The following is a 25645-nucleotide window of genomic DNA, read 5'->3' on the forward strand; positions in this document are numbered from 1 at the left end:
CTGAATACACTCAGTACAAATAAAGTATTTAGCACCAAAAACGTGCGCCGTAATTGCCGTACATTCCTCATTTTTCCATTGATATTTCTCCTTTTTCTATTTAGCATAGCAAAAAAAGAAGCAAATGAGAATGACTCATTTTGCTTCTTTTTCGACTTATTCAAAAACAAATTGATTTTTATAAAGTTCCGCATAGAATCCATCTTGTTCAACTAGTTCATGGTGGTTGCCTTCTTCAATGACTTCACCGTCTCGTAAAACAATAATCCGATCCGCATTTAGAATCGTTTTCAAACGATGGGCAATCACAAAACTGGTGCGCCCTTTAATTGCTTCGTCCATCGCTTTTTGGATTTTGGCTTCTGTTACTGTATCAACATTACTTGTTGCTTCATCCAAAATTAATAATTCTGGATTGGTAATAATCGTTCGTGCAATACTTACTAATTGCTTTTGCCCCGTACTGAAAAGGTTATTCTCTTCCGTAATCTCAGTATCGTAGCCTTGCTCAAGATTTACAATAAATTCATGGATATTCGCTTGTTTCGCTGCTTGAACAATTTCTTCATCCGTGGCCTCTGGCTTACCAAAAGCAATATTCTCACGAATTGTTCCTGAAAATAGAACGGACTCTTGCAAAACAATGCCTACATGTGAACGCAAGCTATCTAAATCCATTTCACGAATGTCCACACCATCAAACGTCACGGCGCCTTCATTCACATCATAAAAGCGATTCATTAAATTCATAATCGTTGTTTTTCCTGAGCCTGTCGGTCCGACTAAAGCGACCATTTCACCTTTATCCACATGAATAGAAACATCTTTCAACACAGGCGTTTCTGGATTATAGCCAAAAACAACATGATTTAAAGCCACAGCTTTGTTAATCTCTTCTAATTTTTCGCCATTTTCGGGACGAATTTCATCTGGTTCATCAAACATCTCATTTAAACGACGAGCGCCTGTAACAGCTAATTGAATCATGCTATAACCTGAAGAAATTTGCATTAATGGTTGATAATATTGTTGGGAATATTGGACAAACATAACGACTAAACCTAGCGCAGCGGCACGATCAACAGAACCATTGATTGCTAACCAACCACCAAAGAAAATAACAATTGCCGTATTGACTAATGACATTCCTTGCATCATTGGGAAAAGTAATCCTGAATACACTTGACCTTTATACGTAGCTGCACGAACTTTTTCATTTTGCTCTAAAAAGCCGTCAATGGTTTCTTCTTGTAAGCCATTAGTGATAATCACACGTTGCCCACTAATTTTTTCATCCATATAGCCATTTAATTTACCCACTTCATCTTGCTGTAAATCGACATATTTGCGCGCCTTGCTAATCACAAAGACCGCAATTAAAATCGCAATTGGCGTAGAAGCAATTGTAGCCCATGCCAGTTCTACATTTTGACGGAACATCATGATTAAGACACCAACCAATAAGGCAATATTGGTTAATACTTGTAGCAACGCTTGGTTTAAGCTGTTTTGGATGTTGTCTAAATCACTAGTAAAACGACTTAAAATTTCACCATCTTGATGAGAATCAAAGAAACGAATCGTCAATTTTTCTAGTTTGTTAAACAAACCAATCCGCATGCGGTTTGTCGATTTCCCCACGACTTGTGTAAAGAGAATGCTATAAATGAAACTAGCGGCACTAGTTAAGACATAAAAAATGAGTAGTTTCCAAATGACAGAAACGAACGCACTTTTATCGTCTTTTCCTTGCATCACATTAACCGCATATTTCGCTAATTCCTGAATAGCTTCCCCAACGAATTGCGGCGCTTTGACTTGTAAATAAGTCGCTGCGAAAATTGCTAAGAAAATAAAGAGGAAAGAAACTTTGTAACGTTTTAAATAATGATAGAAAAATTTACTAGCTTTCATTAAATCAGTCATTAAGCTTCCTCCTTTCCTTTTTGAGTTTCGTAAATTTCTTGATACACGGGGTTCGTAGCTGCTAATTCTTCATGCGTGCCTTCCCCGACTAAACGTCCATTATCCAATACTAAAATACGATCTGCATGGACAACAGAAGAAATTTTTTGGGCAATAACAATCGTGGTAGTCTCTTTTAACTCTTTATCCAACGCTTCTCGGACTAACCGCTCCGAACGAGCATCCAACGCGCTGGTGCTATCATCTAAAATCAAAATTTTAGGCTCACCAATCACACCTCTTGTAATTGATAACCGTTGTTTTTGTCCACCAGAAAAGTTATTACTCCGTTCTTCGACGGGTGCATCATAACCTTCTGCCAATTTTTCAATAAATTCTTTGGCTTGGGCGATGCCTGAAGCCCGTTCCATGTCCGCTTCAGAAGCGTCACGTTTACCATGGCGTAGATTTTGCGCAATCGTTCCAGAAAACAGGATTGCTTTTTGCAACACAAAGGAAACTGTTTTTCGTAAACTGTGTTCGTTCACTTCTCGTAAATCGACACCACCAACTTCAATCTTTCCTTCTGTCGGATCAAATAAACGTGGAATTAATTGTGCCAATGTAGATTTACCAGCGCCAGTTGCGCCCACAATCCCAATCATTTCACCTGGCTGAATAGAGAAAGAGATGTCTTTCAAGGTATCTTCTTCATCCCCAGGATAACGGAAAGATACGTGATCAAACTCAACACTACCAATTAACTCTTGTTCTGGGACTTTTTTGTAGGTAACATCTGGTTCTGTTTCCATCACTTCTTTAATCCGCTTAATGGAAACAGCGGCACGAGAAGTCATCATCATCATCATTCCGCCGATAATAATCGCCATCATGATTTGCATTAAATAGTTCATAAAGGAAGCGACACCACCGATTAAAGTTGGATCATCCTTGACTAAGTTACTCACAAAGAAAATCGAGCCTACAACAGCTAAGTTCGCCACCAACATAAACGCTGGAATCATCACAGCAAATAAGCTACCTACGATTAAGTTATGGGTGGTTAATTCTTCACTCACTTTTGTAAAACGTGACAATTGATTTTTTTCTTGAACAAATGATTTGACGACACGAATGCCTAACAAATTTTCTTTTGCGATACCATTAATCTTATCAATCAAGTTTTGAATAATCATGAAATGCTTGCCCATTTGCGAAAAGGACAGCATAGAAATCAAAATAACTGCGATGACAAGTGCAACAATCACCCACCATAGTTGTGGCAAGGTTAGCATCGCTAAAATAAAACTCCCGATAAATAAAAAAGGAATTCTAAAAAGTGTCTGCAACGCAATCATAATGACATTTTGAATTTGAGTAACGTCATTTGTTAAACGAACAACTAAGTTACCTGCTGAAAATTTTTCGATATTGCCAAATGAAAAGGTTTGGATTTTGCGGAAAGTTGCTTCACGAATGTCAGCACTGACACCTTGGGCAACTTTGGCAGAAAAAATTGTATTAATAACCCCTGCAACGAGCCCTAATCCTGCAATGGCAATTAATTGAATCCCTAAGTTTTTCATTTTGTCGCTATCGTCATTCATAATTGCTTCCAACACTTGTTGTAACAATTTTGGTTGCCAAAGTGCTGAGACAACCATTACGATCACCGCCAACAAGGCAATAACTACCGAGCCTTTGTATTTTTTGGCGTGTTGAATAATAAGGTCCATCTTATCCCTACTTTCTTAAAATAGTTCCCTGCTTCTTCAGTGTTGGTCTGCGAATTCTTCCCCATTACAAAAAAATCAATTTGCTCATTGACTTCACCAATTTAACACTGTAAAATAAGGCCGATTCATAATTTACCATTTTTAGTGGTAAAATACAAGCGAACAAGTTAATTTTTCACAAGTTTTTCCTATCATAAAGTGTACCTTCTTTTTGATAAACTTACGAAGATAACGTTTAATAGGAGCTAAAATCATGGAACCGAAATTATCAAAAGACACGATTATTGCAGCCGCATTTTCTTTGTTAAAAAAAAGTCCCACTTTAGAACAACTTTCTATGCGTAAAGTCGCCAAACAGCTTGGTGTACAGGCGCCCGCAATTTATTGGTATTTTAAAAATAAGCAAGCCTTACTTCAAAGTATGGCTGAAGCGATTGAAGAGCACTTTCAAGAACCTGCATTATGTGGTGAATGGTATTCTGACTTACTGGCCTTCATGGAAAACTATTATGATCTCTATCAACAATTTCCCTGTGCCGTAGCTATCGAAATCCAAACCGTCCCTGCCTATCCCCAACGATTACGTCATTTGAATCAAATGATGGGCATTTTAAGAGAAGCAGGTTTTTCACCAGAAATGACTCATTTAGCAGTAACGTCTTTACAACATCTTTTATTTGGGATGATTATGGACGCAACGGAGGAAAAACAGCTCGTTTCGCAAGTATTGAACGGAGATGACTATTTAAAAGAACAAGTGCTGCACATGAAACAATATGTCTCCGACAATGAGTTAACGTACATGGAGGAAAGCATTCAATTTCGACACTCCATCCACCAAAAATCCGCCTTTATTCAAGCCGTTAAAACCTACTTAGATGGGTTGCAAGCAGACAATACATCTTCATCTAAATAAAAAAAGCCCTTGGTCCGTCAGTCATTTCGACTGACGGACCAAGGGTTAACTTTTAAAATAAATCTTGAAAATTACTTTCTCTATTTTGGTATTGGTAGCCAAGCCAAGGCTTTTTGAATCCATTCATCCCAGAACACCCAGTCATGTTCTCCTGGTCCAGTTTCAAAAGTGTAACTTGCCTGTGCCTGTTCCAATGCTTGAGCCATCTGTTGATTAGCAGAAAGTAACATATCTTGCTCCCCACAACAAAGGTAAAATTGAGGCATTTCTGTTTGGCTTTCTACTAATTGTTGTAATAAATACAGCGGATCGTGAATGGAACCTTCAATTTGATCTAACGGGCCAAAAATACCTTCCCAATAGCTTCGATTACGGACTTTTAATAATTCCCCAAAACTAGTGGATGATAAACTGACTGCCCCAGACAAAGAAGCAACGGCTGCAAAAGATTCTGGTTTCGCTAATCCTAATTTCAAGGCGCCATAACCACCCATTGACAAACCAGCAGCAAAGGTTTTTTCTCGTTTTGTACTTAACTGTGGAAAGAGTTGATGACAAATTTTCGGTAATTCTTCTGAGATAAACGTCCAATAGTTCATATCGTATTGCGTGTCCGTATACCAAGCTAAATCCGTGGACGGCATAATGACAGCAATCCCCAAATCAGCGACATACCGCTCAATAGAGGTTCTGCGAGCCCAGACGCTGTGATTTCCTCCCATCCCATGTAATAAATACAACACGGGAATATCTGTCAATGCTGCTTGGGTACTTGTGCCCACTTTTTTTACCGTTTCTTGTGGTAAAATTACGTTCACATTCACTTCCATTTCCAATACATTTGAATAAATATTTGCTTGTAAAAAGGCCATCTACTTTTCCCTCCAATACTCTTTCTATTAGTGTACCACTAAACCTTCGCTCGTTGCGCTTTTGCAAAAATATTTAACAAAAGAGCGACAACAACTAAGCCCGCACCGACTAAGTAAACATTATGCAGACCTGCATAGAGGATACCGCGTAATGGTTTTAACAACGCAGCTGGAATTAAATTTGCAGTATGTGGATTCACTAATTGATTCATGACATCTGCATCGACGTTTAACGCGCTCGCTTCCAATTTCGCAAACATTCCTGCATTTAAAATCACACCAAAAATTGACACCATCACAGTCTGCCCAATTGTACGCACCAACGTATTAAACGATGTTGCAACCCCCATTTTTTCAGGCTCCACTGTACTTTGTGCTGTCACCGTAGTCGTTGTGATAGTAATCCCAAAACCAACTCCTAAGACAGAAGACACTACAAAGAAAAGCCAAAACGGAACGGCCATTGGCATTACCACTAAAAAGATGGCCCCGACTAATAGAATCGATAACCCAATCGTTAAAACTTTTTTCATAGCATATTTTTCCATAAAGCTACTTGCTATAAATGATCCAGCCATCCAAAGTAACGACATAGGTGCTAAAACTAAGCCACCAATTCCTGCACTTTTTCCTAAGACACCTTGCATCCACATCGGAATGTAGACATCAATCCCCATTAAGAAACCGCTAATAAGCGCCGCAATAAGATTTACTAAAACAAACGTTGGTTGATTAAATAAATGCAAATCAATCACTGGGTCTTGCGCGCGTTTTTCTATCATCACAAACGCTACAAAAAAGAGCACACTCAAACTCAAACAACCAAATGTTACTAATGTAAAACCATTATCGCTAATCATTTGAAAACCTAGCAATAACGTTAGCAGCACTGCCATCAAAGTAACGCTGCCCAAAATATCCATTGGCATCTTGGTCCGTTCCCGCTTTGGTTCAACTAAGAAAATACTAATCAAGCCCAATAAAACAAGTCCAATAGGAACATTAATGAAGAAAATCCAATGCCAACCGACTGTATCTACAATAAAACCACCTGCTAACGGACCAAAAATACTGGCAATTCCCCAGGCGGCGCTGTTTAAGCCTAAAATTTTCGCTCGCTTGTCCAATGAATACATATCGGCAATAATCGTTAATGCAACTGGTAAAATTGCGCCTGCCCCCACACCTTGAATTGCGCGGGCAATAATTAAGGTCAACATATCTTGGGCAAAGCCACACAACGAGGAGCCCAAAATAAAAATAATAATGCCAATCATGAAGACAGGTTTACGACCAATTTTATCCGCAAGTTTCCCATAAATCGGTGTTAACATCGCATTCGTTAATAAATAAATTGAAAATACCCAGTTCATAATTTCCATGCCATGTAACGAGCCGACAATCGTTGGCATCGCAGTAGACACAATGGTCCCTTCAATGGCTGTCATAAATGTTGCCACAAAAACACTCACCGTGACTAACTTCACATTTGTTTCTTTTGCCATTTGTTCACATCCTTTTCTATTCAATTGTCAATTTTCTAAATTGCTCCATAGCTATTCTATACAAAAAAGAACAAAATGTCTTAAAAAAATGCTTTTTCATAAAAAAATTATTGCAAAAAAAAAACAAGAAGGCAGTCAGTACTTGGCTGCCTTCTTGTTTTTTTTATTTAATTATTCAGCTAAACTAGCTTTTAACGCTTCAACTTTATCTGTTTGTTCCCAAGGTAAATCAATGTCTGTTCGACCAAAATGACCATAAGCCGCAGTTTGTTTATAAATTGGGCGACGTAAATCTAGCATTTCAATAATACCTGCTGGACGTAAATCAAAGTTTTTACGAACTGCTTCGATTAATTTACTTTCTGGAAGATCACTCGTACCAAACGTATTAATAGAAATAGACACTGGTTGCGCCACACCAATTGCATAAGCTAATTGGACTTCTACTTTTTTCGCCAAACCAGCAGCAACAATGTTTTTCGCGATATAACGCGCAGCATAACTAGCAGAGCGGTCAACTTTGGTTGCATCTTTTCCAGAAAAAGCACCGCCGCCATGACGAGCATAACCGCCATAAGTATCAACGATAATTTTACGACCAGTTAAGCCGGCATCTCCTTGAGGGCCACCGATTACAAAGCGACCAGTTGGGTTGATAAAGTATTTTGTTTCATCATCTAAAAGTTCATGAGGAATCACCTCATTGATTACTTGTTCTTTAATGTCTTTTTCGATTTGTTCTAAGGTTGTTTCATCATCATGTTGTGTACTGATGACAATCGTATCCACACGTTGTGGTTGACCTTGCTCATCATATTCCACTGTTACTTGAGATTTTGCATCAGGACGTAAGTAAGGTAAGACTTTTTCCTTCCGCAATTCTGCTAAACGGCGAACCAAACGATGACTTAACGCGATCGGTAATGGCATTAATTCTGGTGTTTCGTCAACGGCAAAACCAAACATTAAGCCTTGGTCACCAGCGCCAATATCGTCTTTTTCATCTTGATCACGCACTTCTAAGGCTGCGTCAACCCCTTGAGCGATATCAGGTGATTGCTCATCGATTGCTACAAGAACTGCGACAGTCTCTCCATCAAATCCATATTTTGCTCGTGTATAACCAATATCTTTCACAGTTTGACGAACAATTTTTTGGATATCTACATAAGCTGTTGTAGAAATTTCTCCAAATACTAGGACTAAACCAGTTGTTACGGATGTTTCACATGCCACGCGGGCCATCGGATCTTTCTCCAAAATCGCATCTAAAATTGCATCACTGACTTGGTCAGCTACCTTATCTGGATGTCCTTCTGAAACGGATTCTGATGTAAATAAATGTCTTTCTGTCATAATGTTATTCCCCCTAAATAGTTTCGGTTACAAGGCATCTTTAGTAAGTAACGACAATTACTTGCTAAATCCTTTCGGGAACTTGTAACAAAAACAGTATACCAGATATCTAAAAAAAAAGCTTAGGTTTTCAAGAAAATCATTAACCTATTATAAATTTCTATCACACTATTCAATAAAGAATAGCGAATTTTTAACTATCTTACTTGTTGCCATAGTTAGCAAAATACTACAACTTATTAAAAACAGAAAATAAAGTAAAATCTTTACTAAAGAAAACTGTACATTGAATAAAATATAGGCACTTGCGAGAATGCCACCTAAAGTCAGCGAACAAAAAACAGAAAGATACTCTGCCACCTTTTTATCTTTGATAATTACCGAAAGCAATAGAACTAAACTTCCTAATAGGTAAGTAATAAAAGGTAAAGTAACTACGTTCTGTGGTGCCAAGAGATAAAGATATGGACTCTGTTGGTTATTTAAAATAACAAAACTAATAAGTAGTTGAAACACTTGAAAAGGTACACTAATCATTACAGCAACCACTATTTTCCCAACAACTACCCTAGTTATACTGACAGAAGACAGAAGTAATAGAGGTAAGGTCATTTGCTTTTTTTCTTGAAGCATTGTACTCATGATAAACATAGCAGCAAAACTACCGGCCAAAGTAAAGCTGGAAAATAAGTTAGCTTCATTTGGCAAAACAATTCCTTCTGAACCGCCGCTTTTACTAATGAAAACTGTAAAAAAAATCAAATAAAGCATTAAACCGAAATATTTCCAAAGATGACTTTTTAATTCCAGAAACTCACGTTTAATCACTACTTGGATTTCATAAAAAAATTCTTTATTCATGGTGTCCACCTACTTTTTCCAAATAGATTTCTTCTAAATTGACTCCTATATTTGGCTCATTGAAGCAGACTTTTCCATTATTTAATATTAAAAAATTAGTACATATTTCTTCAACGAAAGCTAAATCATGACTATTAATTAAAATGATTTTTCCTGCTTCTTTTAAATGAATAATTAATTGTCGTAACTTCTTTTTCATTTCTGGATCTAAAGCATTCGTAGGTTCGTCAAAATAATAAGCTTCACTCTCTCTTAAAAAAAGCATTGCTAAAGCAACTCTTTTTTTTAATCCCTGTGACAATTTATCTACACGTTTAAACTGATAGTCTATTAATCCAAATTCTTTTAACACTTGTTTCAATTTTTTTGACTTTTGTTTTTCCCCCGACAGCTCCAATTTAAAAAGTATATTTTCTCTGACTGTCAGTCGTTCATAGAAACCACCCATTTCCGGAAGATATTCTACTTTTTTTATATAATTATGTACTACACCTTTGCTCGGCTTCAGCAAACCTAAAACTAAATAACTTAGTGTCGTTTTTCCCGCACCGTTGTGACCAAGAATCCCCCAACATTGTCCGTTTTCGATTTTCCAATTAATATCTTCCAAAACAAAATAATTTTTTTTGTAGAAAAAACTAATATCTTCAGCATAAATTCCACTGTTCTCACTCCGAATTTCTCTCATTACCTACCTCCTATAAAAACGATGATTATTTATTTATCGTAACGTAAACACTATATTTTGTAAACGATTTCTTTATCTATAACAAAAAACTTCCAGCCCCTTTCATCTGAGCTGGAAGTTTCTTGCTACTGTAAAATTTTCTCCGCGATAAAGTGTGTATATTGCTCGCCACCTGCCACATTTGGATGAACTCGGTCATCATAAAACCAATCATCATGGGCGTTACTATAATTAAACCAGTCAATGACCGTTAAGTTATCGTATTTTTTGTCCATTTGACTAAGTAAACTATTCACTTGATTTTGCCATCTTCTAGTTGGGACGCGAACATTAATCCAATAAACTTTTCGATTACCTAACGCTTTCATAAATTCATCAAATTGTGCCTCTGTAAAAGGACCATTCGTACCTAAACTCACTAAAATAGTATCTTTAAGCATTTTCTTTTTGTCTAGTTCACCAATTAGTGAAATGCTACTATACAATTGACGGCCCACTTCCCCATCGATAATCATTTTAGGGAAAATATCTTGTAACCCACTAGCACCATCTAGAATAACGGAATCACCAATAGTTGTGATTTCTAAATTCTGCGCTTTTTTTACTTGCTCTGGGGTGAGTTGTGTGGGTAGAACGTCTTGGCTTTCACTCGGTTTTGTACTACTTTCTGTGGACGTGCTACTATTTTTCGTGCCACTTTCTTGGACTTCTTTTTTACGTTCTTCAATTTTTTGCTGATTTTTCGCAATATTTTTTTCTAGTTGCTCTTGTTGCGCACTTTTAGCGTTTGCTGGGGCCACAATTAAACCGAATACTGCAATCACGCTAATCACTGTCATAAAGGCCATTGTCCCTTTTTCACGAAGGTCCCACGGTTTCCGTAAGAACTCAGTGAATTGAGTCCAGACATCCTTATAAGACAATCGTGTCAGTGGATGTTCGATAAAACGATAAGACAATTCGCTCACTACTAAAATTAATGCTATTTCAACCAATGAATGTAGAAAAACATGGTCCGATAAGGTCTTAATTTTGGCCTCATAAAAAATCATGATGGGGAATTGATACAAGTAAATGCCATAACTCCGTTTACCTATCCACGTAAAGACTGGATTCGTTAACCAACGATTCATATCTGCCCCTGGATGTGCAGTGACGGCCACTAAGACAGTGGCTGCCAAACTAATTAAAAACATACCGCCATAATAAACAAAATTTGTATGATCTGATAATGTTAAAAAGGCTAATACTAAAAGAATTAAGGCACTTAAACCAGCGCCATTTAAGATTTTTTTAGAGGCTTCTGGAATTTCTTCTTTCAAACGTGTGCTTGGCCAAACATACGCCAATGCACTACCTAGTAAAATAGAAAAAACACGTGTGTCTGTTCCATAATAGACACGTGTAGGATCTGCGCCAGGAACATATAAAACGGCCATCAGCGTCACCGAAATTAAGGCGCCGATTAAAACTAAACTGAAAATTCGACCGCGCTTACGAACAAAGCGTTCCAGAAGAATAAAAAGTAATGGCCAAATTAAATAATTTTGCGCTTCAACTGCCAATGACCAAATATGTACAAATGGCGATTGTGTCGCAAATCCATCAAAATAAGAAAACCCTTTAAAAATTTGCCACCAGTTGTTGTAATAAAAAACACTACTAGCGACAACGCTGCGAATATTGTTTAATAAATCCTGCTGAAAGAGTGTAATATAACTAACTGCACTTAAAAGCATCACAATTAATGCTGGATACAGCCGTTTCATCCTTCGCACATAAAATCCTTTTAAATCAATGGTCTGATTTTCTGCCCATTCTTGCCGCAACAAGTCGTTAATAAGATAACCTGAAACAACAAAGAAAATCGGAACACCTAAGTAGCCACCTCGCATGACTTGGGGAAAAAGGTGATACAAAATCACGCCAATTACAGCGATCGTCCGAATGCCATCAAAACCTGTAATATAGCGTTTTTTCTTGCTATTTGCTGTCTGATTCATTTGTGCTTTCCAACTTTTCTATAAAATTATTCTTTTCCTTTATTTAAAGAAGCAAGTAACTTTAATATACGTTTTTTCCTAGGAAATGGCAAGCAAACTTTGCCTCCTTTAGGGTTTTTTTACAATTCAAAAAACCAACATTTTTTAAATCACAAAAAAACAACCAAAGCTTATGAAAATCACTCATAAGCTTTGGTTGTTTACTCATATCGTTTTCGTTTAGATGAAGATGGAATCCCTAGGGCTTCACGATATTTTGCCACCGTTCGCCGGGATATTTCCATGCCTGAATCTTTTAATCGCTCGACTAATTTTTGATCAGATAACGGTTTACTTTTTACTTCTTGATCAATTAATTTTTGTAGTTGCTTTTTAACCATCGTTGTTGAGACATCCTCGCCATCTTCTTCTGATGAAAGAATACTTGTGGAGAAGAATGAGCGCAATTCAAAGACACCAAACGTGGTTTCTAGATATTTTCCATTAACCGCACGACTAACTGTCGATTCATGAATAGACAAAGCATCCGCAATTTCTTTTAAAGCCATTGGTTTTAATGGCCGATCTACTTCTAAAAAGAAGGCTTCTTGACGGCGCACAATTTCTTGCCCTACACGTAAAATTGTATCCCCCCGCTGATTCACTGCGCGCTCTAGCCATTCAAATTCGTTTTTCTTATCCTTAATATATTCTTGGACTTCTTTGTCGTCAGTCTCTTGCATTCGTTTGAAATAATTTTCTTGAAAATTTAATGTCGGTCGACCAGCTTTGTTGGAAATCACCACTATTCGATCTTCCTTGATTCGGACAGTTAAATCTGGTCGAATATACAATTCCTCGGTCACATCAAAAATATTCCCTGGCGCTGGCGATAACGTTTGTATATAATCAAAAATCAATTGAATTTCTGCTAATTCAATCCCAAATTTTTTAGCTAACGGGCCCCATTTACGACTCACTAAGGCATCAAACTCTTCCTCCAATAAAATATACGCTAAATTAGGCGCGGTATCGTCTCGTTCTGTTTGTAGCATCAAACATTCTTGTAAATTGCGTGCCCCCACACCTGCTGGATCTAGCTGTTGTAACAAAGTTAATGCATCTAGCATTTGAATGGCGCTTGCTTCGGTTTTCTCTGCCGCTTCTTCTAACGAAATCGTTAAATAACCATTCACGTCTATATATTCTACTAAAAACAATACCAATGTTCGCAAGTATGTATCTCGGTAATTCAAATGAATTTGATCAATTAAAGACTCAAATAATGATAAATGATAGTCTGGAATTTGATTCATATAATTATTTTCTTCGTCTTGGTTGGTATAAGAACGACTAGTTATCGGAAAATCTGTGGTGTACTGCGTGTCTACTTGTAAATCAATTAATGGATTCTCTAGTGCTTTCGCTTCAACAAAGGCAGCGAGTTCTTCCGTATTAAATTGTAAAATTTGAATAGATTGTTGAAGCTGTTGAGTCATGGCCAACTTCTGGACTTGTTTTTGTTGTTGGGACATTCGTTGCTCAAATTTCATTATTTTCGTCCTCCCTCTTGTAATTTTTGTCAATATCAGCTAAACTAGTATTCGTGCCGCGCCCTTAGTGTAGTGGATATCACGTAAGATTCCGGTTCTTGAGACGGGGGTTCGATTCCCTCAGGGCGCGTTATTTAAATATGTTGATTTATCAACGTTTCTGGACACTCTTTATTCATCTAAAGAGTGTTTTTTTCTTGTTTAGGAATGATTTTTCTATCCGTAGTTTTTTTAAATGTTGCTTGTGGCAAGCTCAATCGCACTTAACGCGACAACATTTGTTCTACTTCAGCTACAAATCCAATAAGGTTAAAATTCCTCCGTTCCTATTGTAACGCATAACGTTTTCTTTTTCTATCTGCTAAACAAAGTATTACGACAAGCAAACACCTGCTTCTCTCTTAAAGATCCCTTTCTGATTATATAGTAAATTGCTTTTAATTTGTTAATTATTTTACCTAAAACTTGATATCCTAATTAAATAAAGAACCTGGGGCAAAAATCACTTTGGATTTTTGTCCCAGGCTTAAAACCTGATAATTGGCGGGAACAGAACCGTTCAGCTCCGACCTCTAAAATACTTAATTAGAAATATGCTACCCGCAATCACACCAATTATGATTACTAGCCAAAATAATCCACTTACAAGTAACAGCTCAGTTAAGGTCATCTTCAAATTCTCCTCCTTTAAATGGCATCTGCTTTGTCTTGCTATGTAATTAATGACGAGATCAGACAACAGCTATCAAAAAAACGGACCAACACGTGGTCCGTTTTCATTCATTATTAAGCTTTTACGATGTTCGTTGCTTGTAAGCCGCGTGGACCTTCTTCAGTATCAAAAGTTACTGCTTGGCCTTCGTCTAAAGTTTTAAATCCATCTGATTGAATAGCTGAAAAATGTGCAAATACATCATTGCCATCTTCACCTGTAATAAATCCAAAACCTTTGTCTGCGTTAAACCATTTTACTGTACCGTTGTTCATATATATTTCCTCCTAGTGCATAAAAATATGCAAGTTATTGCAAAAAATGTTGAGTGGCAAAAGGAGAAGTATAGTTTTTAAATATATAACTCAAATTACTTATCAAAATTGATTACTTAATTACTATAACATATTTATTAGGAATAAACAATGCCCACGACTTTTCCTTGGACTTTCTAAAATAATCAAAGATGCGCTTGACAAAGCCCTAGCAAAAGACACTCCTATTCTCTCTATTTCCAGTTAGTTTTATTTAACTTTAAATAATCACTACGCGCCAAATAATCAAATAGCGGAGCTAATCCTGGTGAAAAATTTACTTCCTCAAACCGCTTAATAAATTGTACGCCTTTAATTTTATTTGGTTCGTTCAGGGTAACTTTTCCTTGGGCTTGTTTGGCAAAATAAAAATGTCCTTGCCAAACGATTGAATCAAAAACAAGTGGTCCAGTAAAAATTTCTTCAAGTTCAGTAATTTCCACTGCTAATTCTTCTTTCATTTCACGAATCGCACATTCCAGCGCTGATTCACCAAGTTCTTGTTTTCCGCCAGGGAAATTCCAAGTGTCTGGCCGATCTTTTAAGATAAGAATTTCATCAGATTGATTTTTAAGAAGTACTCGCGAAAATTCTTTTTTCATTTCGTTTAACCCTCTTCTTCATTTTTTATTGAGAAGCCACACTTGGCAGCATAAAAATATAATGCAAAATACGATCCGCATACGATGGATTTTTTTCAAAGTCATTGACTTCTTCATTGACTAGCTCCAAATCATCGGTAATCACTCCAGCAACGTCCATAAAGAGCATTTTACTTAGTACCTCTGAGTCATTAACTGTCCAAGCATAAACTGCTTTTTTCTGTCGGTCAGCTTTTAAAATGAAGGTATCATTCAACGTAGTAGCTTCCATTGTATACAAATCAGCTTGTGTTTCTGGAAAAGTGAAATTATAGGGCAAAATAAAACTAACTTTTACTTTTGATTTGGCTTTTTTAAACGCTTTGATCACATTGTAGTCGAGAGATTGAACCTGATGGTTATTCTTTATCAAAGGACGTTCATATTTTTCAATAAAGTTAGAAAGTGCACCTTGACTATCTTGTTTGGACGTTTTAATTTCTACTAGTAATTTTTGTTTGGCTTGGTTTGCTTTCGCTAAATAATCATCAAAACTGGCAATTGGTGCTTCTTGGCCATTTTCTTTAACGGTCATTTTTGTTAATTCAGCTAACGTAAATTCTTGTGGCGTGCCATCAACGCCGGCGAGTTCTTTAAGGTTTGCATCATGCATCACAACAAATTGATGGTCTTTGGTTTCTTGAACATCAATTTCAATATAATCTGGTTTAAATTTAATGGTTCTTTCCATAGCAGGAATAGTATTTTGTACCCCATTACTATTGGTGACCCCTCGATGCGAAATAATCAAAGGTTTTGATTCTAATAGCCCTGTTAAGTAAACAGCGTTGAAAATTATATAGCCGCCAAAAATGGTGAATAGTCCTAGGCCCATCCCGATAGTCACTAATTTATTACGTTTCGTTTCTTTGTCAAAGGAAACTTTTGTCGTCATTTCTGCTTGAACATTTAATTGTGTATATAAGAAATTAATCAGTAATACTGAAAGCCAAGCATTAGACACAAACTGTAAAAATTGGACAACCGTTAAATTTAAAATCCCACCTAGCAAACTAATGGTATCGCTCAAGGTATCTAACTTCAACTGTAGAAGATAAAGTAACACATAAATAACATACGTTGAAACAAATACCGCGATCGTCACAAATGCAATATTACGAATAATGAACCATAATCGTTTGTTTGTCATTGACCAACTAGCCTTAACTGCCTCGCCCGCTTTTTTTCTCTCCAAAATCATTAATGGAAGCGTGTAAATGAAACGAATAGCTAAATACCAGACTAATAACCCTAAAGCCAGTAGCCCCACCAAGTAAGGAATTCGTTGGGACAAAAATTCAACAATAAAATCTGGAATCACAAATTTCGTCAATAGATTACTTTGGAAAATCAGGTTACCAAAAGGGACAATGACAACAAAATAACCGAAAAAGAATAACCACGAACGGGCACCTTGCTTTTTAAGAACCTTAAAAGATGCCTTGGTAACTCCTTTAAAATGAAAGCGATGGTCTTGCCGTATTTGAAAAATCCCTAATAATAAAAAGGTAAACTGATAAAAAACTGCACCTAAAAAAAGGAACAACAAGAGAATTAATAACACCAGAGCAAGCGGCTTTTCTAACAATAAATTCAGGTTATTAAACGAAAGATAAGGAATACCTTGAGTTTTTAGTGCGTTGGAAGTCGCCCAACTAAAAGCCCCACCCACCAATAATAATAAGACATTTAAAGTAAAAAATAACCATAAGTACTGCAAGATGTCTTTAAAAAATTGCCTTGTTCCATTTTTAAATGTTTGCCAAGCAGACATACAAACTCCTCCATTCTAAAAGTATCTGATTAAAGTTCTTCCATACGAATCCTAAATTAAAACAACGGCAATCCAAATTGAAATAAATGATGGCAAAATAACAATAATGATTGCGACTGGCTCATCAATAGTTCCTTGTAACGTATTTTTTACTTCTGAAGAAACAATAAACTGATCAAAAATCACTTGATAAATAGTAACATAAATCAATACCCATTGAATATAATATTCAATTATTTTCATTAAAGCGATGGGTAAAACAATTTTTTTCGTCGTTAAATTCAATAAAAAATATAACAAAAGACTCGTACCGATGATAACGACTATCCCTAAAAGAAATAACGACTCTAACCGCTGGCCTATTACGTTTGAAACGCCTATTGTTAATAATAAATACATAGCTACCGAAATTAAGATGCTCACACTTAGCATAACAGAAAACAAAAGTAATGCCTTAAGAAAAAGCCACTTATCAACTCTTTTATTTCCAATCAATAAACCTAAAAGAATCACCGACAAAAGTAAAATCAATTCAATCATTCGTTCCTCCTCTCAAAACAAATGAAAATAAATTCATATGTTCATGTTTATTTTATCAAACCAAAATGAATTTGTTAAACATTTCACATGTTATTTAATAAACGACTATCACTATAAAAAAGACAAGTTTCCTAATAAAGGAAACTTGTCTTGTCTTTTTATTCTTTTTACTTCGTTATTTTTTGATAGTTTGCGAATAATTGATTCGCATCTCCTTCTCCATCAATTTTCTTGAGATGGCCGTTATCTATTTTAAACATAGATGGCACATGTAAAACTTTATTTTCTCGGATAAATGTTGACCATTCCTTCATGGTCTCTTTGTTGGTTAATTCTACATAGTAAACCTGTTTAGGTGCTTGTAATAGTTTCTCGAAATCCTGACAATCTGAACAGTTTTTCTTTTTTAAAACAACATAAAATGTTTCGCCAGAGTGTTTTTTTTCTTGATACTCATTGAAACTTAATTCCTTTTTATGCGGAATAAATGTAAAACCTACCAACAAACTAAGTAACAAAATTAACAGACTGAACGAAATTTTTTTATTCATGTTTTTTCTTCCTTTTTAGTTTGTCTAATTTTTTCTTTTTTTATTTTTTGTTATGCCAAAGCTAATAGCCACTATAAGGACAATTAAACCTGCGATTATGTAAAGTGGATTTACTGTTGTATTAGTCATTGGTAAATGAATTCCTTTACTTGCTGATTTTCCAAAATTGACTGGGTTCGTTGGCGCTTGATGATTTGTAGGCGTCAATGGTTTCTTCGGTTTTAGCGGTTGTTTAGGTTCAGGTTTTTTTGGATCTTCTGGTGTTGGCGCAGGTGGTGTTACGGTTGGCTTGTTGGAATGCAACACGTCACCTTCGTTGCCAAAGTTTAAGTCAGCTTGATTAGGAATGCCACCTTGTTCAATATAAGGTGCTAATTCTTCATCGGTTGCGCCGGCTTTAATTTTAGTGGTAATAGTCATTGTGTATGTATGACCACTCAAATAGGCATAACTATCGTCTTTTTTGTTCATTTCAAAAGTTACTCTGTTATTTTCTTGTGTTACTGTGCCATTGGCTGTAACATCTTTGCCATTTTCATCAGTGACTTTCACATCAATGATGTCTAACACTTTATTAATGTCATCTACCATGCTGGCTTGGGTCCAAGTGCTTGTTTCATTACCGAAAGCTGTTTTGACGTTCCATTTAAATTCTTGGTCGCGGTTGGTTAGATCTAAATGTTCTTGACCTTCGACGTCTTTAGTAATATTTGGATCAACTGGCGGTGGTGTTACGGTTGGTTTGTTGGAGTGTAACACGTCCCCTTCGTTGCCAAAGTTTAAGTCGGCTTGATTAGGAATGCCACCTTGTTCAATATAAGGTGCTAATTCTTCATCGGTTGCGCCGGCTTTAATTTTAGTGGTAATAGTCATTGTGTATGTATGACCACTCAAATAGGCATAACTATCGTCTTTTTTGTTCATTTCAAAAGTTACTCTGTTATTTTCTTGTGTTACTGTGCCATTGGCTGTAACATCTTTGCCATTTTCATCAGTGACTTTCACATCAATGATGTCTAACACTTTATTAATGTCATCTACCATGCTGGCTTGGGTCCAAGTGCTTGTTTCATTACCGAAAGCTGTTTTGACGTTCCATTTAAATTCTTGGTCGCGGTTGGTTAGATCTAAATGTTCTTGACCTTCGACGTCTTTAGTAATATTTGGATCAACTGGCGGTGGTGTTACGGTTGGTTTGTTGGAGTGTAACACGTCCCCTTCGTTGCCAAAGTTTAAGTCGGCTTGATTAGGAATGCCACCTTGTTCAATATAAGGTGCTAATTCTTCATCGGTTGCGCCGGCTTTAATTTTAGTGGTAATAGTCATTGTGTATGTATGACCACTCAAATAGGCATAACTATCGTCTTTTTTGTTCATTTCAAAAGTTACTCTGTTATTTTCTTGCGCTACTTTGCCATTGGCTGTAACATCTTTACCATTTTCATCAGTAACTTTCACGTCTGTAATGTCTAACACTTTATTAATGTCATCCACCATGCTAGCTTGGGTCCAAGTGCTTGTTTCGTTGCCAAAGGCTGTTTTGACATTCCATTTAAATGCTTGGTCACGATTAGTTAAGTCTAAATGTTCTTGGCCTTCGACGTCTTTAGTAATATTTGGATCTACTGGCGGCGGTGTTACGGTTGGTTTGTTGGAGTGTAACACGTCTCCTTCATTGCCAAAGTTCAAGTCGGCTTGGTTGGGAATCCCACCTTGTTGGATATAAGGGGCTAATTCTTCGTCCGTTGCGTCAGCTTTAATTTTGGTTGTAATGGTCATGGTATAGGTATGTCCAGCTAAGTATGAGTAGCTGTCATCTTTTTTGTTCATAGTAAATGTTACTTTGTTATTTTCTTGCGCTACTTTGCCATTGGCTGTAACATCTTTACCATTTTCATCAGTGACTTTCACGTCTGTAATGTCTAACACTTTATTAATTTCATCTACCATGCTGGCTTGGGTCCATGTGCTTGTTTCGTTGCCGAAAGCTGCTTTGACGTTCCATTTGAATGCTTGGTCGCGGTTGGTTAAGTCTAAATGATCTTGACCTTCGACGTCTTTAGTAATATTTGGATCTACTGGCGGTGGTGTTACGGTTGGTTTGTTGGAATGTAACACGTCCCCTTCATTGCCAAAGTTCAAGTCGGCTTGGTTGGGAACCCCACCTTGTTGGATATAAGGGGCTAATTCTTCGTCCGTTGTGCCGGCTTTAATTTTAGTTGTAATGGTCATTGTGTATGTGTGACCAGCTAGGTAGGCATAACTGTCGTCTTGCTTATTTATTTTAAAAACAATGTTGTTGTTATCAGTAGTTAATGTTCCTTCAGCTGTTACATCTGTTCCATTTTCATCGGTGACAACGACTTTTTGAATATCTAACAATGAATTAATGTCATCTGTAATACTTGCTTGGGTCCAATCGTTTGTTTGATTACCAAAATCAGCTTTTACATGCCAATCAAAGGAATCATCCCGATTCGTTAAATCTAAATGTTCTTGATTTTCAATATCCTTAGTAATTTCTGGATCTTCTGGCGTCACATCACAGTCATGGGCATGGTCATTTTTAGGAATGGTTGCTTCAGGAAAGTCTTTAGCTACCTCACCTTGAGTCATTGATCCTGAGCTAACTACTGTATCGGCATCAATTGCTGTATTTTCTTTAACAGTATAATGAATGGTAATATTCCCCACATAGCCTGCTACACTGACAGCTGAAATGGTTTGTCCGTTAATTTGAACAGGCACATCATTTCCGGCATCATCCGTAGCCGTTGCTGATTGAATGTCAAATTGATCAGCAACTGTTAGCGAGGCATTAGCTGGCGCTGATTGTCCCACGCGATCTTGGACAATTTGTTTTAATTGTGCTGTAAAATCATCAATAGATTGGCTAGTAATAAAATCTTCTGGTGTGCTGGCACCTTTTTGTAGCTCTTGTTTTACAAAAGGACCAACTTCTGATTGGTATTTATCATAATAAGAATTAACTGAACTTAAAGAATCGACACTTTCCCAAAAGGCATTAATCATTTCATACCCTTCATTTGTAACTTCTTGATTCAACGCTAAAACTTCTTCTGCTGCACCTTGATAGTCATTACTATATTCCACAGATATATAATTGCTAGCTCCCCAAATACCTAATTGATGATTTGGATCTGGATATTCATTAATTTTATCATTTGTATTGGTTTTGTGTAAGTAACCATCTAAGCGAGTATTAGCAACTCCATCCGTTACTAACAAAAAATAAGTTTTTCGATTCGTTAAGTCACCATGTGTCGCATTATATTCATCTAAGGCTAATTTCATGCCTTGTGCAGTCGGTGTTCCACCATAAGTTCGAACATCTCCAAAATTTGACACAAATTGACTTTTATCAAATGTTAATGGTGTATTTACGCGAACATTTAACTCTTTGTCTCCGTCATTGATTTTTGTCGTTCCATCAGGAAACATAAATTGGCGTCCACCACGATAAGAAGTAAGCATGACACGATCTTTGTCTGTTAAGCCTTGAACCACTTCATCAATCGCTGAGCGAACCATTGGAAAATTGTCTGAAAAGCTTCCGCTAGCATCTTCAACGACGACTAAATCGACTGGTTCCGTTTCCCCTGCAACGACTGGAAATGCAGCTTCCCCTTCTAATATTCGTTTACAATCGGCTAAGCTTTCATCTTGAACTTTCACCGTATTGGTCATTCCTTCTGTATCTCCTGCTTTAACCACTCCTTCAGCTAAAGCCAATGTGGGACTGAAATTTCCCACAACTGTTCCAGCGACAATCACCATTGTCGATAATAATTTCGTTGCTTTCTTAAACATTTTAATCCTCCCTATTTTCTTTCGCTAGTGTTTGGGACACTTGCTTCTCTTTACTTCAACTACAGCTCCTTAAATCTTTCATCAAGTCGATGTGTCTCCTTATTTTTGTGACACATCTCTTACTCAATTTCTGATTCTATCACCTTTATATGCTAAAAATTGGCAGTATTCGGCTCTTGAAAACGTAAAATTTGTCTTTTAAAAATTAATGAAAAGACTATCTACTAACAAAGTTGGCTTTCACTTACTTTTTTACACCTGATTCCTTTTAAAAGTCTTTTTTTACACAAAAAAAGTAAAAGAACCTTTACAATCCTTTTACTTAATTGTTAGATGCTATTCATAATTTTCTTAGTTTTTTTCTATAAGCTGAATAGTTTAGCCCGTTTATTTCAACAATATTTGACGTTAGTCAGCCGTTTCGTTATAGTTAAAGAAAAGGCTTTTTGGTAGGAGTGAATACGATGAATGAGTGGCCCCATCAGTTAATGATGCTTTTAACCCCACTTTTTGAGCTATGTATTTTAGGTCTGAATGTTTTTTCGATTATTGTTTTAGTTTGGGGTGTTTGTTTAGCAGGAAAAGATTTCATTAAAAGTGAACGACAAAATCAAAGCCGCTTTACCTTAACCAAAATGAATACGTTCATCAAAAACTTCCTTGGTAGCTACATTCTGTTAAGTTTAGAAATTTTAATTGCTGCTGATATTATTGAATCTATTGTCAAACCAACTTTTCAAGATATTTTGAAATTGGCAACCTTGGTGATCATCCGTACAGTTATTTCTTATTTCTTACATAAAGAAATTGAAGACACTATGACCGATATGGAACAACAAGAAAAAGAACCAGCTACCCCAAAAAATTAGCGGGTACGCTGGTTCTTTTTTTATTTAATCGCTTTAAAATAATGAAGTGGTTCGTTAGACAAACGCTGCATTTTACGTTTTTTATCTTCAATAATTGCTAAAATCTCGTCTGAAAAATTTTCTAAAATAACACGGCCACCTTTATAGGTGTGTCCACCCATTTCAGCAACTTCGCTGGCCGTCAAAATGACTTTACGATGCGCAATTTTTTTGAAAAATTCTTCAATTAAGTACGTCGGTAAGTAAAAATTATTTTGAGCAGAAAATGATTCCAAATAAATAAAATCATCGATGCTGATGAAACAATCATCCATCGATAAGTATTCAATTGATCTGTCTATATATAATTCACGCTTTTGTAAAATTTCTTTGACTTTTTTATTTAATAAATTCAATGATTCAATTTCTTTAACCAAATGTTCTAGTTCACGATAACGTACTTCTTTTCGCTCTTTGTAAGATGAATGTAAGGCGGCACTTGCTGTGACTATTAGCGCACCGACGATTACACCGACCATTCCGGCGATAAAAACAAACATATTTTTCCCCTCGCTCTTTTCTAATTTTCCATTTTAGTATAACATAATCCAAAAGTTTCGGATAAAAAATGACACAAAATTTTTCAAGCGACTTCGTTGACCTTTATTGACCAAAGAGGTATACTTTTCATAGGCATTCAAAGTGCTTTGTGATAGAATGACTTTAAAAGTTTCTTTATATAGGAGGATTTACTTATGAATTTAATTCCAACAGTTATTGAACAATCATCTCGCGGTGAACGTGCTTATGACATTTACTCTCGTTTATTAAAAGACCGCATCATTATGCTAAGCGGCCCTATCGATGATAACGTGGCAAACTCAGTGATTGCACAGTTATTATTCTTAGATGCTCAAGATTCAGAAAAAGACATTTACTTGTACATTAACTCTCCTGGTGGCAGCGTTTCTGCAGGTTTAGCGATTTTCGATACCATGAATTTCGTTAAAGCGGATGTCCAAACTATCGTATTAGGAATGGCGGCTTCTATGGGTAGCTTCTTATTAACAGCTGGTCAAAAAGGCAAACGTTTCGCTTTACCAAATGCGGAAATCATGATTCACCAACCACTTGGTGGCGCTCAAGGGCAAGCAACAGAAATTGAAATTGCTGCTCGTCACATTTTAGACACTCGTCAACGTTTAAATTCAATTTTAGCTGAACGAACTGGCCAACCTATTGAAGTGATTGAACGTGATACCGATCGTGATAACTATATGACTGCCGAACAAGCAAAAGAATATGGTTTAATCGATGAAGTAATGGAAAATAGTAGCGCCTTAAATTAAAAATAAAAAATGGAAACAGCGACTGTCGCTGTTTCCATTTTTTTATTTTTCAATGTATCCTCGTAATTCTTCTTCAGTAACACTTTCGTCAAAGATATGCTCACCAATGACGATCGTTGGCACAAATTGAATGTGCGCCGCATTGGCTTCAGCAATCACTGCGGAAACAAGCGTTGCATCTGTTTGTTCTTTTAAGCCAAGATTTTTTTCAGCATACGTCGCTACTTCTTCTAAGGTTAAGTTTCCCCATTCATCTTGCGTAGCAAACATTTTATGCAATGCTGACAGTGCTTGTTCAGGCGCTGAATAGTCAATGTAGTGATGCATCACATTGCCGCGTTGTAAACTTTCTTTTTCTTTATCAAACAACTTAATGATACGTTCAACTTTACCACTTTTGACAGATTGTGCTAACAGTTCCTCAGACTCTTCAAACCATTTTCTGCAATAAGGACAGCGAACATTGATAAATTCTATCATTTTGACAGGGGCATTGCGCTCACCAATGTGAAGCCCTGTTTCTGTGTTAACTTTTGTTGCATCAATTACTGAAATATCCATAAAAAACCTCATCCTTTCAAACCTTTATTTCTCTTTTAGTATACCGTTTTTCAATAAAAAAATCATAAGACACGAATTCAAATTTTCTGAATTCGTGCCTCTGTTCACTTTTTTAACGATTAATCGAACGAGCCATTCTAGCAACAGTATGTCTTTTCCCGCGTATCGCATCAGAAAGCTCTTTAATATTTTCAATACCAACTAAGCCCATATTGGCATCGCCAATATGTTGAATATCTACGCCTAAAATTTTATTTCTAATGCCGATTGCTTGGATAACTTCAGGTTGAGCACTTTCTTGTGAAGTTCCAATGGCACTCATAACTAATTTTCCTTTTGAATGTGCAAAATCCACAACTTCTTTGACTTGTTGATCATCGATGCCCCAAACCGTGCCGACTGCTGGGACTAAGACAATATCAGCGCCCGCTTCAATAAATTGTTCAGCTGATTTTAAACTGACCACTGGTTCATCTACGCCTGAACTGTGCATTTTTCCGGCAATAATGATGCCGTCAAAATGTTTTTTGGCTAAGGCCACGTTCTTAGCAATCAAGTCGTTGGTCACGCCAGTTCCTGGATTACCTGTCAATAAGATAAAATCCAAACCCAGTTCATTGGCTTTTTTGAAAGTAGCTGCTGATGCTTTTCTACCTGGTTCAATCGAAACTCTCGTTGAAGCTAAGTCTAAATTTTCATCAACAGGTTCGACATTCATGCCAATCGGTAAACCGACTAGTTCTTTCAAACGATGAATAACCTCATCATTAGGGACACATGTTTCCGCAGTATATTGCCCTTCATAAGCGGCTACTACAATGGGTTGATTAACATCGAAAACATTCAATAAAATCATGTCTGCGCCATATGCTTTTGACATTTCCGCACAAGTGATATCACCTGCTACGGATGGATGAACTACCACATTTTCCGATAAAATTACGCGCCCTTCGCTCGCTTTAATACTCTGAAACAGCTCTTCTTTTGACATCCGTTTGATTTCTGATGCATTTGCACTAATTAATCGTTGAACCATTTTGACCCCTCCAATAGTTTTTAATGTTTTAGTTAAAAACAGCAATAAGTAATCGCTTGCATTTTATTACATGCAACATTCGTGCCAACGTCGTTTCTTTAAACCACAGGTCAA

At 36.6% G+C, this 25645-nt stretch carries 21 protein-coding genes, 1 tRNA gene and 1 riboswitch; of the genes, 4 read left to right on the plus strand and 18 right to left on the minus strand.

What is annotated here, in order from left to right:
* Window positions 1-156: 156 nt before the first annotated feature.
* Complete coding sequence (erfD, locus tag AB3I34_RS05930; RefSeq protein ID WP_010712040.1) at window positions 157-1926, minus strand: multidrug ABC transporter ATP-binding protein/permease ErfD; 1770 nt, start codon at window positions 1924-1926, stop codon at window positions 157-159.
* Window positions 1926-3641 (minus strand): multidrug ABC transporter ATP-binding protein/permease ErfC, encoded by a 1716-nt coding sequence (gene erfC, locus AB3I34_RS05935; protein WP_002355662.1) that lies wholly within the window; start codon window positions 3639-3641, stop codon window positions 1926-1928. Before erfC ends, erfD begins: the two co-directional genes overlap by 1 nt.
* A 253-nt stretch (window positions 3642-3894) precedes the next feature.
* Between erfC and AB3I34_RS05940 the strand changes: the two genes are divergently transcribed.
* Window positions 3895-4557 carry a TetR/AcrR family transcriptional regulator gene (locus AB3I34_RS05940; RefSeq protein WP_010712038.1) on the plus strand — a complete coding sequence of 221 codons (663 nt, stop codon included), beginning with the start codon at window positions 3895-3897 and terminating at the stop codon, window positions 4555-4557.
* An 80-nt stretch (window positions 4558-4637) separates the two neighbouring features.
* Here the strand turns inward: AB3I34_RS05940 and AB3I34_RS05945 are convergent, their stop codons facing one another.
* The 7 genes from AB3I34_RS05945 to rpoN form a co-directional block, all read right to left on the minus strand.
* Window positions 4638-5429: an alpha/beta hydrolase family protein gene (locus tag AB3I34_RS05945; protein ID WP_010712037.1), complete on the minus strand. Its 792-nt coding sequence runs from the start codon at window positions 5427-5429 to the stop codon at window positions 4638-4640.
* Window positions 5430-5467: 38 nt separating this feature from the next.
* Window positions 5468-6934: an MDR family MFS transporter gene (locus AB3I34_RS05950; protein WP_002364774.1), complete on the minus strand. Its 1467-nt coding sequence runs from the start codon at window positions 6932-6934 to the stop codon at window positions 5468-5470.
* A 171-nt stretch (window positions 6935-7105) separates the two neighbouring features.
* Entirely contained in the window at window positions 7106-8290 is a 1185-nt protein-coding gene (gene metK / locus AB3I34_RS05955; protein ID WP_010712036.1) for a methionine adenosyltransferase, read from the minus strand.
* Window positions 8288-8383, minus strand: a riboswitch (SMK box riboswitch). It overlaps the preceding gene by 3 nt.
* 75 nt (window positions 8384-8458) lie before the next feature.
* Complete coding sequence (locus tag AB3I34_RS05960; protein WP_010712035.1) at window positions 8459-9151, minus strand: hypothetical protein; 693 nt, start codon at window positions 9149-9151, stop codon at window positions 8459-8461.
* Window positions 9144-9839, minus strand: coding sequence for an ABC transporter ATP-binding protein (locus AB3I34_RS05965; RefSeq protein ID WP_010712034.1), 696 nt, complete (start codon window positions 9837-9839; stop codon window positions 9144-9146). Before AB3I34_RS05965 ends, AB3I34_RS05960 begins: the two co-directional genes overlap by 8 nt.
* Window positions 9840-9964: 125 nt before the next feature.
* Entirely contained in the window at window positions 9965-11842 is a 1878-nt protein-coding gene (locus AB3I34_RS05970; protein ID WP_002376002.1) for an acyltransferase family protein, read from the minus strand.
* A gap of 200 nt (window positions 11843-12042) precedes the next feature.
* On the minus strand, window positions 12043-13374 hold the full coding sequence (rpoN, locus tag AB3I34_RS05975; protein ID WP_010712033.1) for an RNA polymerase factor sigma-54: 1332 nt from the start codon (window positions 13372-13374) through the stop codon (window positions 12043-12045).
* Between the two features lie 58 nt (window positions 13375-13432).
* On the opposite strand from rpoN, the gene AB3I34_RS05980 reads away from it, so the two are divergent.
* Window positions 13433-13504, plus strand: a tRNA-Arg gene (locus AB3I34_RS05980).
* A 656-nt stretch (window positions 13505-14160) separates the two neighbouring features.
* On the opposite strand, the gene AB3I34_RS05985 is transcribed toward AB3I34_RS05980, so the two are convergent.
* The 6 genes from AB3I34_RS05985 to AB3I34_RS06010 form a co-directional block, all read right to left on the minus strand.
* Window positions 14161-14361, minus strand: coding sequence for a cold-shock protein (locus AB3I34_RS05985; protein ID WP_002355647.1), 201 nt, complete (start codon window positions 14359-14361; stop codon window positions 14161-14163).
* A gap of 233 nt (window positions 14362-14594) precedes the next feature.
* Window positions 14595-15002, minus strand: a complete 408-nt coding sequence (locus AB3I34_RS05990) for an NUDIX hydrolase (RefSeq protein ID WP_002361287.1) — start codon at window positions 15000-15002, stop codon at window positions 14595-14597.
* 25 nt (window positions 15003-15027) lie between these two features.
* Entirely contained in the window at window positions 15028-16815 is a 1788-nt protein-coding gene (locus AB3I34_RS05995) for a glycerophosphoryl diester phosphodiesterase membrane domain-containing protein (protein WP_010712032.1), read from the minus strand.
* 51 nt (window positions 16816-16866) lie between these two features.
* Window positions 16867-17355: a hypothetical protein gene (locus AB3I34_RS06000; RefSeq protein ID WP_010712031.1), complete on the minus strand. Its 489-nt coding sequence runs from the start codon at window positions 17353-17355 to the stop codon at window positions 16867-16869.
* Between the two features lie 167 nt (window positions 17356-17522).
* Entirely contained in the window at window positions 17523-17906 is a 384-nt protein-coding gene (locus AB3I34_RS06005; RefSeq protein WP_002358745.1) for a bacteriocin, read from the minus strand.
* 24 nt (window positions 17907-17930) lie between these two features.
* Window positions 17931-21737 (minus strand): isopeptide-forming domain-containing fimbrial protein, encoded by a 3807-nt coding sequence (locus tag AB3I34_RS06010; RefSeq protein WP_113817349.1) that lies wholly within the window; start codon window positions 21735-21737, stop codon window positions 17931-17933.
* Between the two features lie 464 nt (window positions 21738-22201).
* Here AB3I34_RS06010 and AB3I34_RS06015 point away from each other — a divergent pair, with 464 nt between their 5' ends.
* Complete coding sequence (locus tag AB3I34_RS06015) at window positions 22202-22606, plus strand: DUF1622 domain-containing protein (protein WP_010712028.1); 405 nt, start codon at window positions 22202-22204, stop codon at window positions 22604-22606.
* 20 nt (window positions 22607-22626) lie between these two features.
* On the opposite strand, the gene AB3I34_RS06020 is transcribed toward AB3I34_RS06015, so the two are convergent.
* Complete coding sequence (locus tag AB3I34_RS06020; protein WP_002355635.1) at window positions 22627-23145, minus strand: hypothetical protein; 519 nt, start codon at window positions 23143-23145, stop codon at window positions 22627-22629.
* Between the two features lie 195 nt (window positions 23146-23340).
* Between AB3I34_RS06020 and clpP the strand changes: the two genes are divergently transcribed.
* Window positions 23341-23934: an ATP-dependent Clp endopeptidase proteolytic subunit ClpP gene (gene clpP, locus AB3I34_RS06025; protein ID WP_002355633.1), complete on the plus strand. Its 594-nt coding sequence runs from the start codon at window positions 23341-23343 to the stop codon at window positions 23932-23934.
* A gap of 42 nt (window positions 23935-23976) precedes the next feature.
* On the opposite strand, the gene AB3I34_RS06030 is transcribed toward clpP, so the two are convergent.
* Both AB3I34_RS06030 and AB3I34_RS06035 read right to left on the minus strand, forming a co-directional pair.
* Window positions 23977-24495, minus strand: coding sequence for a DsbA family protein (locus AB3I34_RS06030; protein WP_010712027.1), 519 nt, complete (start codon window positions 24493-24495; stop codon window positions 23977-23979).
* 112 nt (window positions 24496-24607) lie between these two features.
* Window positions 24608-25531, minus strand: coding sequence for a hypothetical protein (locus AB3I34_RS06035; protein ID WP_010712026.1), 924 nt, complete (start codon window positions 25529-25531; stop codon window positions 24608-24610).
* Window positions 25532-25645 lie beyond the last annotated feature (114 nt).

The sequence above is a fragment of the Enterococcus sp. C102(2024) genome (genome assembly GCF_040888205.1).
GTDB lineage: Bacteria > Bacillota > Bacilli > Lactobacillales > Enterococcaceae > Enterococcus > Enterococcus faecalis.